The organism is Novosphingobium lindaniclasticum LE124 (assembly GCF_000445125.1).
Classification (GTDB): Bacteria; Pseudomonadota; Alphaproteobacteria; order Sphingomonadales; family Sphingomonadaceae; genus Novosphingobium; species Novosphingobium lindaniclasticum.
Genome location: NZ_ATHL01000074.1, coordinates 1 through 14,859, shown reverse-complemented (window position 1 = coordinate 14,859; position 14,859 = coordinate 1). Strand labels below are relative to the sequence as shown.

The window sequence follows — 14,859 nt, the reverse complement described above, 5'->3', positions numbered from 1 at the left end:
CCCCCCGATCGGCCCCATTTGCCCATTCACCCCCCGCTCTCGGCGAGGGCCAGAAGTCGATGTGAGCCATCGCCTTCGGCTCTATTCCAGAAAGGGACAATAATGGGTGTTACGAGTTTTCCTGCCGGCCTGCCCAATGTCGGCTATTCCATGCAGGCAGCCGCGATAGCGAGCGCGCTTGTCGAACGTGAGAACGCTGCCGACAACCGAGCAAAGCTGCGAGAGTGGCTAGATAGGATTGAAGGCCCCTTCCAACCCCTGTGGATCGACTTGGACGAAGGCCGGCATTTTGCCGAATTTCTGACCAACATGGTACGTGTAGGATCAGGTCTTGAGCCAGGCTCGTGCGAAGATCGTGTGCCGTAGCCGAAGCTCGACCACTCAAGCTGACAACCGCGAGGAGGCCCCTAGCGCCGCCTGCTGTTATCGGCCTCGATCGCGCTCGACCGCTCGCCGGCGTTCGTCTCCCGCCCTCTTGGAAGCGACGGGCGCTCGCCCGCCTCGATCCGATCGCCCAACTCGCCATGCAGCGCCGCCAGCTCGGCCGAAAGCTGCGCCTCGCCGATCGTCCCTTCGCGCTCGCGCTCTGCCTTGGCGAAAAGGTCCAGCGTCGGGGCAAGCTCGGCCTCCGCGAACAGTGCGACGCTTGGGCCAGCGCGCCACACCCGCGCTAGATCCTCCGAACGCGCCTTGCGCGCTTGCGAGGACCGATCTTGCGCTACCGTGCCGTGCGGCAACGCCGGCAACGCATCGCCGCGGCCATCGATCTCCGCGCGGGTGAGTGCCGCGAGCTGATAGCGCAGCACCCGCGCCTCGGGCGTGTCGGTGGGCGATGGTTCATATTGGCGGCTCAAGACATCGACCAGCTCGGCCGTGCCGGCGCTCTTGATCGTGCGCCGCCATTCCACCAGGGCGCGGCCCTCTGCGACATGATCGGGGGGTTGAAGGAGCATGAAGCGTTCGAGCAACGGATCATCCGCCACCTCGACGGGCAGAGGCATCCGGTTGCCCATAGCTGCGGCATAGGCGAACGCGGCAACCTCGGCCGTCTTCGCAAAGCCCGCGCGGTTCACGTCGCGGTCCTCGATCAACCGCCCAAGGATCGTCTCCAACACCGGCACCAAGTCCGTAACGCCCGCCTGACCGGCGTCGATCGTGTCGAGCCGATGGAGAATGTCCTTGTGCGTCGCCTCAATCCGCGCGTTGCTCTTCGCGATCGTGTCGAGCTGGCCCTGCACCATCGTAAGGGCGTCCAGCACAGCCGCCATGATGACGTCGTTGCCTTCCGTGGTCATCGCCGTGGTCCATCCTTATCGCGTGCCCGATCGCGCTCGCGTTGCTCTCGATCCCGCTCCTGGGTCTGTCGCATGATGTCATCCGCCTTGCCAGGCTCCGGCGCCGGAGCCGACCGACTGGCCTCGTCCATCAGCGAGCGCAGACGATCCGATACACCAGAAGGACGCTCGGCATTTGCGCCGCTCTGCGGCTGCTCGCGCGCCGACAAGTCGCTCTTGCCCGCCTCGATCTGCTCGCGCATCGCCTTCGCCCGCGCGAGCGCAGCGGCAACCGGATCTAGCGCCGGGGTCACACCTCCGTCGCGACCAGGCTGAGATGGAGCATCGCGCTCGCCCCTCGCCAATCGATCCGCCCGCACCGAATTGGGTTCCGGCGCCGGCATGGAAGCGACGAATTTCTCAAGGCTCTTGGCGATCGCCTGATCGGCGAGCGAGGGGGACGATGACAGCTCCGCAATCGACCGCTCATAGGCCGTCAACACCGTCGCCCGCTGATTGGCAAGGACAGCGTTCACCGGATCGGGAATGCCTCGGTCGCGGAAGCTCCGCGCGCGTTCGGCACGGCTTTTGTCCACGCGCGGAACCTGCCCCTTCTCCCGCACTTTCTTCGCCGCGATCGGCTCATGCTTCGGGTCGATGCCCCGCGCTCTCGCAGGAGTGGCGTTCGCCTCAATACCTCGATCTCGCAGCTTCGCCGCAAACCGCTGCCGATAGCGAAAGAGGTCATCGCGGCTCGGATGGAAACGGCGGCCATCATGATCGCGGCGCGCGAAAGTGAGGTGAACGTGGGGATGGTCGCGATCGACATGGAGCGACGCCACCCATGATCGGTTCGCAAACTCTTCGCGTGCGAAGTCCAGCGCCGCCTCTCTCAACCGCTCGGGATCGGTGCCCGCAGGCATGGAAAGGATCATGGAAATGGACGTAGCGCCCTTGCGACGCGCATCATCTCCCATCTCCCATTCCTGCCAATCCTGGGCAAGAATTTGCATGTCCTTCCCGTCGTGGAGAATGTCGCCATCACTCGTATAGAGCGGCACTTGCTTCTCCGCTCCATGCCCAAGGCGGCTGATATAAGAAAAGTTTGCGAGGACGTGCCCACCGCCATGTTGACGTCCCGTGATACGGACCATCACCTCTGGCGATCGTCGCGCGGTGCGATCCATCGCCGCGATTGCACGCCCGCTGACGCCCGCATGTGAGCCTGTTCCAAAGGCGTGTTTCGTCTGCGAGCTGGGACGGAACGCCGTCCCCGAATGCGACGATTTCGGAACCATAGCGGCGAGCGCAAAGACAAGTATCGCGTCACCCGACTTCGCACTCTTGCCCTTTCCGCCACCTGATCCCATCCGATACTTCTTGGGAGGCGCATAGACGCCCGCCATGGAATCGAGCGTGCCGGGGGAGAGCCGGAAACTCACTTCCCGGCATCCTTAAATGCCCCGGTCCAATAGCCCACTTCGCCCCCAACATATGAGGACAGCTCTCGCCGCGTTGCGAACAGAAGGGCCTTCAGGTCCGCGCAGGTTTCCAGGAACGGTTCGGCGATCCGGGCCAGGTTAAGCGTGCTCTCCGGCTGATTGGCCGCGTTCATCGCATGGACGGCTTGGTTGATGTTTCGGCCTATCGCCAGCACCTGCTTACGTACCTTACCGATCTCTGTCTGTGTAACCGGCGCGAGACGAAGCATCCCAGCTTTGTCCCAAAGCTGCCATCGTAGCGCTCGCTTGATCCATTCATTGCGGGTGAGACGTAGCGGCGTACCAATCCTGTCAATTGCCTCGATCTCGCTGCGATGGAGGCGCACCGTCACGCGAACCTGATCGTCAGGATGTCCCCGTCCCTCCTCTACGCCGATTGGAAGATCATCGTTCTCGGGAGAAAGCGCTGCCCGCGAAAGGACGTTCGCGATCCACGCACTGCGGGTTTGCCCATTTGCGGAAGCGATGCGGTCGATCTCGGCGATCAGCTCTTCCTTCAAACGCAGACTTACCATCATCCCTACAGCCCCGTGCAGCGGCACCACATCAGCCAATGTATTACATTGGTGCCATGTGGCATATCCTGCCATACCTAAACCTTGCTTCTACCTACCCCTCGAACCTCCATTTCTCAAGCCCAAACCGATAAAGACGTGGAGGAGGAGGTGCCTGTTTTCGGCGCCCTTCCCTCCCCTCGCCACCTCGGCCCACGGCGAGGCTTCATCAATCAAGCTGTGCGCCTTTGGCGCGCGTCATTCGTTTAGTTTTTTGCGACCGAGAGCATAACACACATCTGGCTTTCTCAACCCTCATTCGGCATGATCCGGCCGTCAAATCCTGCCATCGCAATCGGAGTAACCTCATGGCTCGCACATCTTCCAAGCCCGATCTTGCCAGCATCAAGGAGCGTCGTGAAAAGCTCCAAGCCGAGTTGGCCGAACTAGATGCGCAGGAGAAGGCCGCTGAGGCTGCGGCTCGGGATGCTGGCAGGCCCACTCTCATTTCTGCCCTCGACAAGATCAAGATCGCAGCCATGGAAAAGGCGGAGGCAAAAGCCATTGCAACGGCAATCTCGCAGCATGGCGCTAAGGCCGTAGCCGCTCATCTGGCATCATTGACTGCGGCCTAAGATCCATCGGAAGGAACATTCGCGGATGAAGAATCGACGCAAGCCGAAACCCCTCTCCTTCGCCGATCATCTTGGCGATCTGCCCGCAATGCTCACTGACCCGGTGCCTTTTGGCGTCGCACGTCCGCTCCGATCGGACGTGAAGCTATCCGACCTCCTGACTGCGGGCGACATCACCGAAGTCACACCGATGGAATCCGACAGGACGACATGACCCGAGGTTTCGCGGGCATCATATCCGGTTGCGATGGTCTCTTTGTCCGACGATCGCAGCCGTCACCGTTCGCCCCGCCTATTCCCCTCCACGATGGCCCGGAAGTCCTCGATCGACTTCCAATAGGCTTGGTGGCCTTTCTCCTCGGTGTAGGCGATAAACCACTCGATCAGCTCCTCCGGTCCCTTCACATAGACCGTCGCCGTAGGCTGGGCGACGCGCTTCCGGCGAAGCACACCCCTGCCCTGACCGCGATCCGTAAATCCCACCCGCTCGGCTCGGTCCATCGCCTCGCGTTCCCTCATAGGGTCGTTGACGATCGGCCCCTTGGGCATCCCGCCAAGGTCCAGTTTGGCGGGTGCGGCACCCTCCTCCTTTGGTTTCTCGCCGCTCTTGCTGAAACCGAAGTCGGTCATGCGGGATACTCCTCTCGCAGCGCAGCCACGACGGATTGCGCCAACTCGCCAGCGTTCTTGATCGCGTTCTCGACCTGTTGCCCGGAGCCCTTATCCAGCTCGGATAGCAGCAACCCGAACTCGAAAATGTCGCGATAGGCTGCGCGCTCAACGAGCGACGTATCGAGTAATGGCAGCTCGGCCGCGTTGATAGCATCGACGATCCGCTTGGCCGTTTTGGTCGCGATGGCTGCGTTCGTTCGGCTCCTGACAAGGCGGAACGGGATGCTCCTTCGCAGCGCTTCCTCCTCCTCTTTGATCGCCCTGACGGCTTGCGCCGCCAGCTCCGCATCGATCGGAGAAAGATTGAACGGCACGAGGACCATGTGCGACCGCGCCAGCGCCCGCGAGGTCATCTGCGAAGCTGATCCCTCAAGGTCCACGATGACGAACTCGTCTTCGTTCGAAACGCGGTCGATGGTGCTAATCATTTCCGCCTGGGTCGGCCTTGGGATCACGCGATAGGGCAAATCCCTCCCCGCCCTCTCCCGCTTCTGTGCCCACTTTTCGATGATGGCGTTGGGATCAGCGTCAATAACGGTGACGCGCGCCCCGTTTGTCGCGAGCGTGTCAGCAAGGACAAGCGCGAGCGTCGTCTTGCCGGCACCGCCCTTCGGATTGCCTATCGAGATAACCGCCATCTTCGACCCTTCACTAATCGATCAATCCTAAAGCGATCCAATCGAAAGCCATTGGATTTCGACAGTGATTGCGAACGGCAATCTAAAGCCTGTCACAAGGCATGTCCATTGCCTTTCGCCAGCCTTGCGATTTACATTGGATAGCGCAAGCCACTCGCACGCCTTGCGATTGCCTTTCGATTGCTAAATGGAAATCCTTTTAGCAATCGAGCGGGGCGGGCTCTGCCGCCCCGCATCGACCTTAATCCTCGCCGTCATCCTCGGCAGGCTTGCCGTTATAGGCGAGGGTGGCGAAGGCGTCGGCGATCAGGTCCACGCCATAGACCGTCTCGCCCTGACGATCATACTGCGTCTGACGGACCCGGCCCGTGATGTGTACCAAGTCGCCGGAGCCCATCTTCTGAACGCGCTCGATGCCCTTGCCGAAGACGGTGACGCGGTTCCAGTGGGTATCGTCCTGCCACTCACCATTGACCTTGCGGCCATAGTTAGCGGCGACGTTGATATAAGCCACCTTGTCCAGAACCTCGATGCGACCGACGCGACCGATGATGCGAAATTCAGCGATGTTCCTCATAATGCCATTCCTTCATACGTCGTTGCTGACGCACTTTTCCGGGGCGGCACCCCTGACGCGGGCAAGCTGAAAAACGGAGGGTCCGCTTGCGGAAACCGTAGGCGCGCAGCGCCGGTTTTCTGCTTGGGGCGCAGACCGAACCCGCATTAGGCAGGGATAGACGCCCAGGTGCGTCAGACAGCAACGCCGTGAAGGAAGCTCGGCGCTGGAACTCGATCGCCACGCAGACAGGCAGACCCGTCGATTGGGTGGATTAGATGACGACCATCACGCCGCTTTCTTGGCCCTCTCGGTCTGACGGGGAGGGGAGGGGAGGGCTGCCAGCTCGCCTCCCTGTGCGGCCTTGTCCTTGTCGAGCCGTTTATAGATGGCCTGACGGCTTACGCCCAACAGCTTCGCGACAGCCGCTGCGCCCATGTTCGTCGGCTCGGCCATCAAGGTCTTGGCCTGCGTCCATTGCTCGTCGCCGATCAATGCGGGACGGCCGAGTTTCTTGCCTGCGCGGCGCGCCGACTGGAGGCCGGCATTCGTGCGCTCCCGGATCACGTCCCGCTCGAACTGAGCGAAGGCACCAACCATATGGAAGAAGAGACGCCCTGCCGGCGTCACCGTCTCGATCTGCTCTGTGAGCGATCGAAACCCTACGTCCAGCCCCGCAAGCAATTCCAGCTCACCAATCAGAGCGGGGAGGGACCGACCAAGGCGGTCCAGTCGCCACACCATGATCTCGTCACCGGCACGCACCTGGCGCAACATATCTCCGTATGCGGGTTTAAGGACCATCGACCCGCTGATGCCCTTGTCCTCAAAGATGGCCTCCGCACCCGCCGCGCGGAGCGCGTCGATCTGTAGGGCTAGGTTCTGTTCGCCAGTGCTGACACGGGCATATCCGAGTTTCATAATCGGCCCTTTGTGATATACTCGCTTTGTTCTGATCGGCGTCGGAATCGCTGTCAACCAAATGTGCAATTTTTTGTATTTAGTTGACAGCCGCAAATTCGCCAGTTTTTGTGCGCTGCACAATCCCTGAAAATGCTGGAGATTCTTTTTAGCGCAGGGTTCGTGGTTGTCAGTCAACTAAACCACCGTTTTGTTGACATCATGTCGCCCTTGCAAGCAGCCGTCTTTGCCACCTTGAGGGAGGGCCATCCGGGAGACGCTCGGCTCTTCGGATTGAAAGAAGCCACAATGAGCATAGACTATCTAGGGTATGGTGCGGACGGCATGGTTTGGAGCAATATCCTATGGTGAGGGCGGACAAGACCAAAGCAGTCAGAATCATCGACCACTTCGTACTCGGCGGGTTCCTTGTCTGCGAGAATCCGTTCAGCGCCGCGCACCAGCTCCAGCTCCGCGTCCGTTTCAACGCCTTGGACAGCCGCGTATCTCAGGCGTGGTCGCGTACTGTTATGGCAATGCCTGGCGCCATTATAGCGGCATTGGCAGCGGGACCAATCTATCGGGGGGTGGGCCTTCCGCATGATGCGATTTTGCCGATGGTGCGGCTCGCGGCCTCTTTCCCATTTCTCGTCCTTGCCTTCGGCATCGCGATCGGCGTGCCGGCCTATTGGAAGCGCCGTGGTTTGCAGCAGGAAGCCGCCCGCCTAGAGATGCGGAAACGCTCTCGGAATTGAGAGGAAAGCACATGCCAAGCCTGCATCGTCCGATCGACGATCGCGATCTTTCCAATTACCCCCTCAAGCGGATCGTGATCGAGCTGCAGGCGCCCAAGACTGCAACGGTGAACGACATGCTGCAAGATCTGGATGAGATCGCGGACCGGCTCCGAAATGGGGAGACCGATTTCGCCGCGGAGGCGCTGTTCGGCTACCGGGTCGCTGTGGGGGAGGGCGTGGCGGCTCTCTTCCATGAAAGCGCGGGTAGCAGCGAAGCCGCATCGTCCTCTTGAGTATGCACAGCGCTCAATCCCGCTCCGACATCATTCTTCGCTACGCGCAGTCCATGACTGCTTGCTTCGGAGCCCGCGCCGGTGAGGTGGCGGCCTTACAGCGCGACCAAGCCCAGGCCATTGATCCTCAAGCTCAGCGAACATGGGCGGCGATCTGCGTTGCATTGGGGCAGGGTCCAATGCTCAGGGTTGCAGACTAGCTTACAATCAATCCGACGCCTGCTAGAAGGCGGCCATGCCCAAAGACCGGACCAAATGGCGCGCCGATCGCGGATCGCGCGCACTCAAGCGCATCGCTGAAATCGAGACCTCGATCACGGTGCTCACCGATGACGATCTGCTGGACCTCGCCGACATATTTTCGGGCGGCGATAGCGCGATCGGTGAGATCGCCGCCTTGGAAATGGCGAAGCGCAATATCAGCCTTGGATAAATGGTCGCCAACTTCAACAGGCTGGACGATCTCCGCCTAGCATCCATGAACGTGAAAGCGGAGTGTGGGAATTGCGGCCATGTCGGCATTGTCGATGGGCCGAAACTTTGGCGATGGTTCGCCATTCATCGTTGGGATGCGACGATGACCAAAGTCGCCGATCACATGCGTTGCAGCGTCTGCCGGCGTCACCCGACCATGCTGACGCCTACCGAAACGTCCCCGTCGATGGACTTCGGCCCGTGCAGCGAGGCCGAATGGAAAGCGGTCGTGGCGCGCCTGCGGAGGTAAAGGAAAGCGACGCGATTGTGGAAAAGCGACGAACCGCCAACAAGGCGTGTTCCCAATATGTTCCTATGCGCGTTATGAGGGAGCAAGAGACAGGGATTCTGAACATGATGCTGCCGACCGCGCAGCCGGTCCCGCTCGCCGATATGGCGCCGGGGCTCCGGCTTAGGCCGATCGGCGTTGCGGGAGCTGGCTTTCCAAGTCCCGCCCAGGATTGGGAAGAGGACGCCATCAACCTGGCCGAACTGCTGAGGCTCAACCGGGCCGGCAGTTTTGTCTTCCGTATCGACGGGTCCAGCATGGTCGATGCCGGCATCGCGGATCGCGACGTGGTTGTGGTCGATCGCGATGTGACCCCGCGAAGCGGGGACATCGTGATTGCGATCGTCGCGGGCGGATTCGTCTGCCGCCAGCTCGTCTATCGAGGCCGCGTGCCGTATCTGGAGGCACGCAACAGCCGCCAGAGCTACCCGGAACAGATGGCGGACGATCAGACGGAGATATGGGGCGTGGTGCGCGCCGGTGTCCGCGACTACCAGCGGTAGGCGCGGCCGATGACCTACGCGATCGTCGATATCGCAAACTTCTACGTCAGCTCTGAAAGGGTATTCGATCCCAGGCTGCGCCGTGTGCCGGTCGTCGTCCTGTCCAACAACGACGGCTGCGCGATAGCGCGGAGCGAGGAGGCCAAGGCCCTCCATATCAAGATGGGCGAGCCGTTTTTCAAAATCCGCGACATCATCAAGCGACACGGAATCGAGGTCCGATCATCCAACTACGAACTCTATGCCGACATGAACCGTCGCTTCAACGCGGTGATCGCGGAGCATAGCGACATCGTGGAGATCTACTCGATCGACGAAAGCTTCTACCGTCTCCCCGTCCTGCCGAATGGGTTGGGTGACGTGGCTGCGGCGCACAGGTTGCGCGAGGCCATCGCCCGCACCACAGGGCTTCCCACCCGCATCGGGCTCGGCCCGACGCGGGCCTTGTCCAAGGTCGCGAACGCGCTCGCCAAGGCCACGGAAAAGGTGTGGGGCGGTGTCGTGGATCTCCATGACAAGGAGCTACGCGCGCGCCTCTTCGCCGAGTGGCCGGTCCATGAGGTCTGGGGCGTCGCAAAAGCGCTTTCCGTTCGCCTTCATCCCCTTGGGGTCCGCACAGCGGCCGATCTGGCGGCTCTTCCTCCGGCCGTCGCGCGCGATGTCGGCACGGTCGTTCTGGAACGCCTCGTGCGCGAACTGAACGGTATCGAGTGCGACGATTTCAAGCCCGAGCCGGAGGCGAGCAAGGCGACGGCCGTCACGCGCCAGTTTGGCGCGCCTGTCACCGATCTCGCCGAGCTGCGCGAGGCAATGGTGCGGCGCGCGGTGCGCGCGGCCGAGAAGATACGGCACCAGGCCCTCATGGCGACGCGCCTGATCGTATTCGCCCACGGCTCGCGCTACCGACCCAACCCGCCATCTGCGAGCCGTCAGACGCGCTTGTCGCCGCCCAGCAACGATCCGCGCATCATCGCCGGACTCGCCGGCAAGATGATGGAGGCAATGTATCAGCCGGGGGGTGTCTATACGAAGTGCGGCGTGCTGCTGGAGGAGCTGGTGCCGGAAGGCGCGGGGCAAGGCGATCTTTTCGCCGTCGCCGATCCTCGCGCGCCCGCCCTGCTTGCGGCGATGGATGGCCTCAATGATCGCTATGGGCGCGGCACGGTCCAGCTCGCTGCGCAAGGCTTTGGCGCGCGAGGATTCGATACCAAGCGCAGCCATAAGAGCCCGTCGTGGACGACGGACATCAATCAGATACCGATAGCGAGGTAACGTCGCGATGGGGATAAGCAAAATGGAGGATTAGGCTCCACTCGATTCCTGCTCTGGCTGATATTCCCCCAAAATGACTTCCTGTTCATCGGGCCTCTGCGGCTGCCGAACCATGATGATTTTCCCGTCCCGACAGGAAGGGATCGGCTGTTCCCGCTGCCGGACCCAGTTGGCCTGCTTTTCCTCTGCCAAGGCACATGCTTCGTCATAGGAGTCGGCGACGCCAAGGGCGGAGCTTCTGTCATGCGCTCCGCCATTGAGGCAACGCACGTCGATGCGACCGTCAGGGCGGGTCCGGCCAAAGGGATGGTCCCACCACGCATCCAGTTCTGCCTTGCTGCGCTGGTCGTTGGATGTCTCGTCAAAGCCCGCCCGCAAAGCCGGATCGAGCGGGATTCTGTTTGGCATCTTAGTCGCCTTTACGATGGTTCGACGTCGTTTTGTCTCGGTCCTGGTGGCCTGTCCTCTTCTACCCACGCGAAGCGAGTGAGGGGAGAGGGCAAAAGACTACCTGCGGAACAACGTGGAGGGAAGGCCGGGGATACCGCCCGATCGCCAAGGGAGGCAGCGGAACGCGGCCGAGACGGTCCAGCCCCTGCACAGAGGGAGCGACGACCCCTTGTTGCCGGCGACGCCAAAGCGGCGCTCGATCATCGCGGCTGAAGGCCGGACAGCTCGACCAGCGCGGGCCTGGTCGTAGCGTAGCGCAGCGAAGACCAAGCCCGCGCTCGCGGCACCGGCCACGGGGCCGATCTCGATCAGCGCCGCGATCCGCGCAGCGGATCTCGCGTCATTATGGACGCCCATAGCGGGCCTATGTAGAAATGCGGGAATGGCGATCGAACCGCTCTTCCCGCGCTGGGCGCGATCCATCGGCGCCCTCATCGGCTCCAACGCGCTCGCGCGCTCGCAATGCTGTGCCTGCGGGATTCAACAGCGTGTTGATCTGGAAGCCATGGCCGCGAAATTCGGCGGCACCGCAAGCCTAATCGGCCGTGTGGATCGGTGCAGCATCGTCGCTTGCTCCGGGAGCGTGTTCTATATGGCGGCCCGGACCTATGGCCGCGCATGGATCATGCTTGGACAGGCGAGCGAGTGCGAGGAACGGGCGCCAGCTCGCGACGCGCGCGCTCTCGTGCCGCTTGCACAAGCCGGTGCTGATCGGTCCCGGTAGCCGCCTTCAGAGGCTATCTCTCGATATCGTCTCGGCCGTTAGGCCGCATAGGGATGATCGACGGGGAAGGGGCGGAGCGTTGTTGGGCCAGCTCGCGGCCGATGCCGTCGGCGAGCGCAGCAAGGCGATCGAGAGCCGGGGCGCCGGGATCGTGCCGTATCGTGATGTAGCCGCTCTCGATCTGCCCTAGCCGCTCGGAGAGGGCCGCCATATTACCTTCCCGCGCGATCCACTCGCGCCGCTCTATGGCCTGCTGCTCGGTCGCCGCCGGGGCCTTCTGACGCAACACGGCAAGCCTCGCCTCCTCCGCGTTGCGCGCGGCCTGGTTCGCGGCGATCGGCGCGACCGCGCCGATCTCGCGCGCCGCGTCCAGCACCGTCATGCGCCGGTCGTAAGGCTCCTGATCGCGGCCCCGCTCCAAGGACTTGCGAATGATCTCCTGCAAGGGATCATGATGCCGGTAGGTGTGAAGCTGCTGAAGCATCAACACGCCCGCCCGATATTCCTCGGGCGTCTCCAAGCTCAACACCTTCTCTTCGGTGAGGTCGGGATAGCGGAGATTCATAACCGCCACGTCGCGCGCGACATAAAGGTCATCGCGCGACTTGGCGCTGACGTTGGTGGTGCCCCAATCCAGTTCGTGCCCGTTCTCGCGAGCGAGCTGTTCGGTGAAGCTGCGAAGGGTGCGGCTATTCCCTTCGCGGAAGGGGTGGAGATAATCGAGCCGCGCATAGGTCTGCGCCATGGCCTCGGACATCTCCAGCGTGTCGAGGCCGGATAGCGCCTTGCCGCCCTGCAGGGCGGCAAGCGTCGGGCCTAGATGCTGATCCGTCTCGGATCGCAGCGCATACGGCACAACGATGCGGGCGCTGCTCGCTTCTAGCGCGCGCTGCTTGAAGTGGCCCGGTGCATCGGGCCGAAACTCGCCGGGGCCGTGGTGCGGCAAATCCTGAAAGATGCGGCGATGAACCTCGCGCAGATGGTCAACGTCAAACTCGCCCCGAACCGGGTCCAGGGCGAGTTCAACAATGCGCGCATAAGTGCGCGCGGCTTCGTTTTGTTCAACCAAGGCGAGCGGTGTCGGATGCTCCAACCGCGCTGACAAACTCCTCCGTGGTCAGCTCGCCGGCGATGAAACGGGCGTTGATCCGCTCGATCTCATCGGTGAGGATTCCGCCCTCGTAGCGGACGCTGCCACGGGCGAAGCTGACCGCCTTTTCGCGGCGCGCCCGCTCGGCCGCGCTGATGGCGGGACGCGGTGCGGGGAAGGGCGTGTTCGCGTTCATGGCTCGATCCTTTCAACAATCGGGCTGGCACAACGGTCTAGCGGAAATGGGTGAAAAAGGCAAGAAAATCGGCCAATTTGGTCCCGATTTTCGCGGCTTAAGAGGCGACCAAATCGGGGGCGCCGAGCGGATTCGGCCTGCCTATTCGATAGGCTCCAAGTCGCGAATTTCGATAAACACCACCTTTTCGCTGCGTTCGCCTCTTACGGGATCGAGGAAGACATAGGTGTGATCGTCAAAGATCACGCTGCACAGGCGCCAAATGACGCCCTCGCGGCCGAGAACGCGCCGCTCGATGCTGCCATCGACCGACCGCATGGAGTCCTTGACCCGCACGCGCTGCCCGACGCGAAGCCAGTTCGCGGCCGAACGCAAAAGCTTCTCCTTCTCCATGGGCGATAGTGGCTGGCGATCGCCCGGAGGACCAAAGGTTGCAAGCGGATTGCCCTTGATCCGCTCCAGCTTCGCGGCGAGCGTTTCGCGGGGCGGCATCGTAAAGGCGGGACGGCGAGGAAGACGGTGATAGTGGGTGATCGACGGTCCATCGAATAGGTCGGGCTGTACCCCCATCGTCCGCTTGCGAGCCATGTCCTCCCGATATTGGCGACGCCAGATATCATCCTTCGTGGCCGGTGCCGGAGCGACCGCCTCGCGCTCGATCTCAACGATCTCGGCCGCTTCATCGGTGGAGAGTTCCGCCATTGCCGCGTCATCCTCGGCGCTGCCGCGCTCGGGGAGCCGGGTGAGACCCTGCGCGAGCATCACGGCATGAGCCGCGCGCGCGATCTCTTCGATCTCCGCTTCCCGGTGTTTCGATGGAAAACCCACGTCCATCGCAATCGACCAGGCAGAGGTCATGGTGCGATGGTGGGAGGTCAGCTCCTCCCCGGCGCGATTATGGCGGGTCGATGTGTATTCGCAGCGCCACTTGTCGGCTCCCGGCTCTCGGACATAGCGCCCGACGCGCGCGCCGATGGGCAAGGACCGGAGTGCTGGAAAGACGGCCTGCGCCCGCTCGACGGGCAAAAGGGCATCAAGCGCCGCGCGGAATTGCTGGAAGTCGAAGGCGCTCATCTGCCTGTCCTATGGTGACGGGGAGGAGGTGGGCGGCGCTGGGCCGCCCCCCTCGATCACGCTGCGGCGCGCTGGGCCTCGTCCGCGTCCATGGCGGCGAGGATGAAATTGCTGGCGGCCTGTGCTGCGGTCGCGGCCTGAAAGATCGCCCGTTTGTCGTGCCGAAGGGCGCTCAACCAATGGTCGATATAGGCGGCGTGGTCCTCCCGTTCGGTCGGCTCCATGCCAAGGGCGGCGCAAAGGAAGGCGGCCCCGATCTCGGCCACAAGTTCCTCCTTCGCCCTCGTCGCGATGCTTTCGCCATATTTATGCAGCGTCTCGCGGTCCAACCGGCTCTTGTGACCGCTGGCATGGATTCCCTCATGGGCAAGGGTCGCATAGAAAGCGTTGCCGCTGGTGAAACTCTCGTAAAGCGGCATTGTGATGCGATCGGCCTGCTCATTATAATAGGCCCCGCCCTCCTGCTCGGTGATCGCCACGCCATAGGCGGCGAAAGCCCGATCAAGGTCAGCGTCGCGCTCGTCCCGGTTCTGAATGACCGGCTCCGGGGTGGGATATTTGCCCTCGGGAAGCCCCTCGATCTGCTCGACGTTGAAAACGACATAGCGTTTCAGGAAGGGGATACGCCGCTCGCCTTCGCCATCGGCAGGGCTGTCCTCGCCGCCCTTCGGGGTGAGGCTTCCGGCATAGACAACCATCGAGCCGCGCTCGCCCTTGCGGACGTTCCCACCAAGCTCCAAAGCCTGCTTGAAGGTCATCCATGTGGGATTGCGGTAGCCGCGCCGCATCGCCTGCGACCAAAGCAACAGGATATTGATGCCCTGATAGGCTTCGCCCCCGTGACGCCGGGGCAAGGTCGCCGCTCCACTCGTCCACGACGGGGACCAAGGACGGCAACCGCTTTCCAGCAGGGAAATGATATGGTCCGTCACCTCCTGATAGATGTCCGCCCGCTGGGTGTTGCTGGGGGTGCTGCGCTTCATGGTGTTTCCCTTTCTGGAATAGAGCCGAAGGCGATGGCTCACATCGACTTCTGGCCCTCGCCGAGAGCGGGGGGTGAATGGGCAAATGGGGCCGATCGGGGGG

The 14,859-nt window shown here is 62.4% G+C and carries 20 protein-coding genes; 8 read left to right on the top strand and 12 right to left on the bottom strand.

The features are described from left to right. Positions 1 to 407: 407 nt before the first annotated feature. The 3 genes from L284_RS34605 to L284_RS34595 all read right to left on the bottom strand — a co-directional run bounded on the left by L284_RS34605 (position 408) and on the right by L284_RS34595 (position 3,366). Positions 408 to 1,295, bottom strand: a complete 888-nt coding sequence (locus L284_RS34605) for a hypothetical protein (RefSeq protein ID WP_017980906.1) — start codon at positions 1,293 to 1,295, stop codon at positions 408 to 410. Then, entirely contained in the window at positions 1,292 to 2,335 is a 1,044-nt protein-coding gene (locus L284_RS34600) for a relaxase/mobilization nuclease domain-containing protein (RefSeq protein WP_235054352.1), read from the bottom strand. Before L284_RS34600 ends, L284_RS34605 begins: the two co-directional genes overlap by 4 nt. Before the next feature lie 377 nt (positions 2,336 to 2,712). Continuing rightward, positions 2,713 to 3,366, bottom strand: a complete 654-nt coding sequence (locus L284_RS34595; protein ID WP_231292106.1) for a ribbon-helix-helix domain-containing protein — start codon at positions 3,364 to 3,366, stop codon at positions 2,713 to 2,715. Positions 3,367 to 3,638: 272 nt separating this feature from the next. Between L284_RS34595 and L284_RS34590 the strand changes: the two genes are divergently transcribed. Both L284_RS34590 and L284_RS34585 read left to right on the top strand, forming a co-directional pair. Beyond that, complete coding sequence (locus L284_RS34590) at positions 3,639 to 3,905, top strand: hypothetical protein (protein WP_017980903.1); 267 nt, start codon at positions 3,639 to 3,641, stop codon at positions 3,903 to 3,905. 25 nt (positions 3,906 to 3,930) lie between these two features. Next, positions 3,931 to 4,119, top strand: coding sequence for a hypothetical protein (locus tag L284_RS34585; RefSeq protein WP_017980902.1), 189 nt, complete (start codon positions 3,931 to 3,933; stop codon positions 4,117 to 4,119). 62 nt (positions 4,120 to 4,181) lie between these two features. Here L284_RS34585 and L284_RS34580 read toward each other — a convergent pair whose 3' ends face one another. The 4 genes from L284_RS34580 to L284_RS34565 form a co-directional block, all read right to left on the bottom strand. Further along, positions 4,182 to 4,535, bottom strand: coding sequence for a hypothetical protein (locus L284_RS34580; protein WP_017980901.1), 354 nt, complete (start codon positions 4,533 to 4,535; stop codon positions 4,182 to 4,184). Continuing rightward, a complete protein-coding gene (locus L284_RS34575; RefSeq protein WP_017980900.1) occupies positions 4,532 to 5,215 on the bottom strand; it encodes a ParA family protein in 684 nt (227 codons plus the stop codon). The genes L284_RS34580 and L284_RS34575 overlap by 4 nt, the downstream gene beginning before the upstream one ends. 241 nt (positions 5,216 to 5,456) lie before the next feature. Further along, entirely contained in the window at positions 5,457 to 5,792 is a 336-nt protein-coding gene (locus L284_RS34570; RefSeq protein WP_017980899.1) for a single-stranded DNA-binding protein, read from the bottom strand. 267 nt (positions 5,793 to 6,059) lie between these two features. Continuing rightward, positions 6,060 to 6,869, bottom strand: coding sequence for a recombinase family protein (locus tag L284_RS34565; RefSeq protein ID WP_231292105.1), 810 nt, complete (start codon positions 6,867 to 6,869; stop codon positions 6,060 to 6,062). A gap of 167 nt (positions 6,870 to 7,036) precedes the next feature. On the opposite strand from L284_RS34565, the gene L284_RS34555 reads away from it, so the two are divergent. The 5 genes from L284_RS34555 to L284_RS34530 all read left to right on the top strand — a co-directional run bounded on the left by L284_RS34555 (position 7,037) and on the right by L284_RS34530 (position 10,239). Next, positions 7,037 to 7,426: a hypothetical protein gene (locus L284_RS34555; RefSeq protein WP_017980896.1), complete on the top strand. Its 390-nt coding sequence runs from the start codon at positions 7,037 to 7,039 to the stop codon at positions 7,424 to 7,426. Between the two features lie 11 nt (positions 7,427 to 7,437). Beyond that, entirely contained in the window at positions 7,438 to 7,701 is a 264-nt protein-coding gene (locus L284_RS34550) for a hypothetical protein (protein ID WP_017980895.1), read from the top strand. Between the two features lie 235 nt (positions 7,702 to 7,936). Next, the gene (locus tag L284_RS34545; RefSeq protein ID WP_017980894.1) at positions 7,937 to 8,134 is read left to right on the top strand and encodes a hypothetical protein; all 198 of its coding nucleotides are present in this window, start codon (positions 7,937 to 7,939) and stop codon (positions 8,132 to 8,134) included. A gap of 395 nt (positions 8,135 to 8,529) precedes the next feature. Further along, on the top strand, positions 8,530 to 8,967 hold the full coding sequence (locus L284_RS34535; protein ID WP_017980892.1) for a LexA family protein: 438 nt from the start codon (positions 8,530 to 8,532) through the stop codon (positions 8,965 to 8,967). Positions 8,968 to 8,976: 9 nt separating this feature from the next. Continuing rightward, complete coding sequence (locus L284_RS34530; RefSeq protein WP_017980891.1) at positions 8,977 to 10,239, top strand: Y-family DNA polymerase; 1,263 nt, start codon at positions 8,977 to 8,979, stop codon at positions 10,237 to 10,239. Positions 10,240 to 10,269: 30 nt separating this feature from the next. On the opposite strand, the gene L284_RS34525 is transcribed toward L284_RS34530, so the two are convergent. Further along, positions 10,270 to 10,647, bottom strand: a complete 378-nt coding sequence (locus L284_RS34525; RefSeq protein WP_017980890.1) for a hypothetical protein — start codon at positions 10,645 to 10,647, stop codon at positions 10,270 to 10,272. A gap of 424 nt (positions 10,648 to 11,071) precedes the next feature. Between L284_RS34525 and L284_RS0124115 the strand changes: the two genes are divergently transcribed. Further along, positions 11,072 to 11,413 (top strand): hypothetical protein, encoded by a 342-nt coding sequence (locus L284_RS0124115; protein ID WP_017980888.1) that lies wholly within the window; start codon positions 11,072 to 11,074, stop codon positions 11,411 to 11,413. A gap of 13 nt (positions 11,414 to 11,426) precedes the next feature. Here L284_RS0124115 and L284_RS34515 read toward each other — a convergent pair whose 3' ends face one another. From L284_RS34515 to L284_RS34505, 4 genes are all read right to left on the bottom strand, one after another. Continuing rightward, a complete protein-coding gene (locus L284_RS34515; RefSeq protein ID WP_020486684.1) occupies positions 11,427 to 12,506 on the bottom strand; it encodes a Fic family protein in 1,080 nt (359 codons plus the stop codon). After that, on the bottom strand, positions 12,475 to 12,699 hold the full coding sequence (locus L284_RS34510) for an antitoxin VbhA family protein (protein WP_017980886.1): 225 nt from the start codon (positions 12,697 to 12,699) through the stop codon (positions 12,475 to 12,477). Before L284_RS34510 ends, L284_RS34515 begins: the two co-directional genes overlap by 32 nt. A 141-nt stretch (positions 12,700 to 12,840) precedes the next feature. Beyond that, positions 12,841 to 13,773: a hypothetical protein gene (locus L284_RS48490; RefSeq protein ID WP_017980885.1), complete on the bottom strand. Its 933-nt coding sequence runs from the start codon at positions 13,771 to 13,773 to the stop codon at positions 12,841 to 12,843. A 56-nt stretch (positions 13,774 to 13,829) separates the two neighbouring features. Further along, entirely contained in the window at positions 13,830 to 14,756 is a 927-nt protein-coding gene (locus L284_RS34505; RefSeq protein ID WP_017980884.1) for an ArdC family protein, read from the bottom strand. Between the last annotated feature and the right edge of the window lie 103 nt (positions 14,757 to 14,859).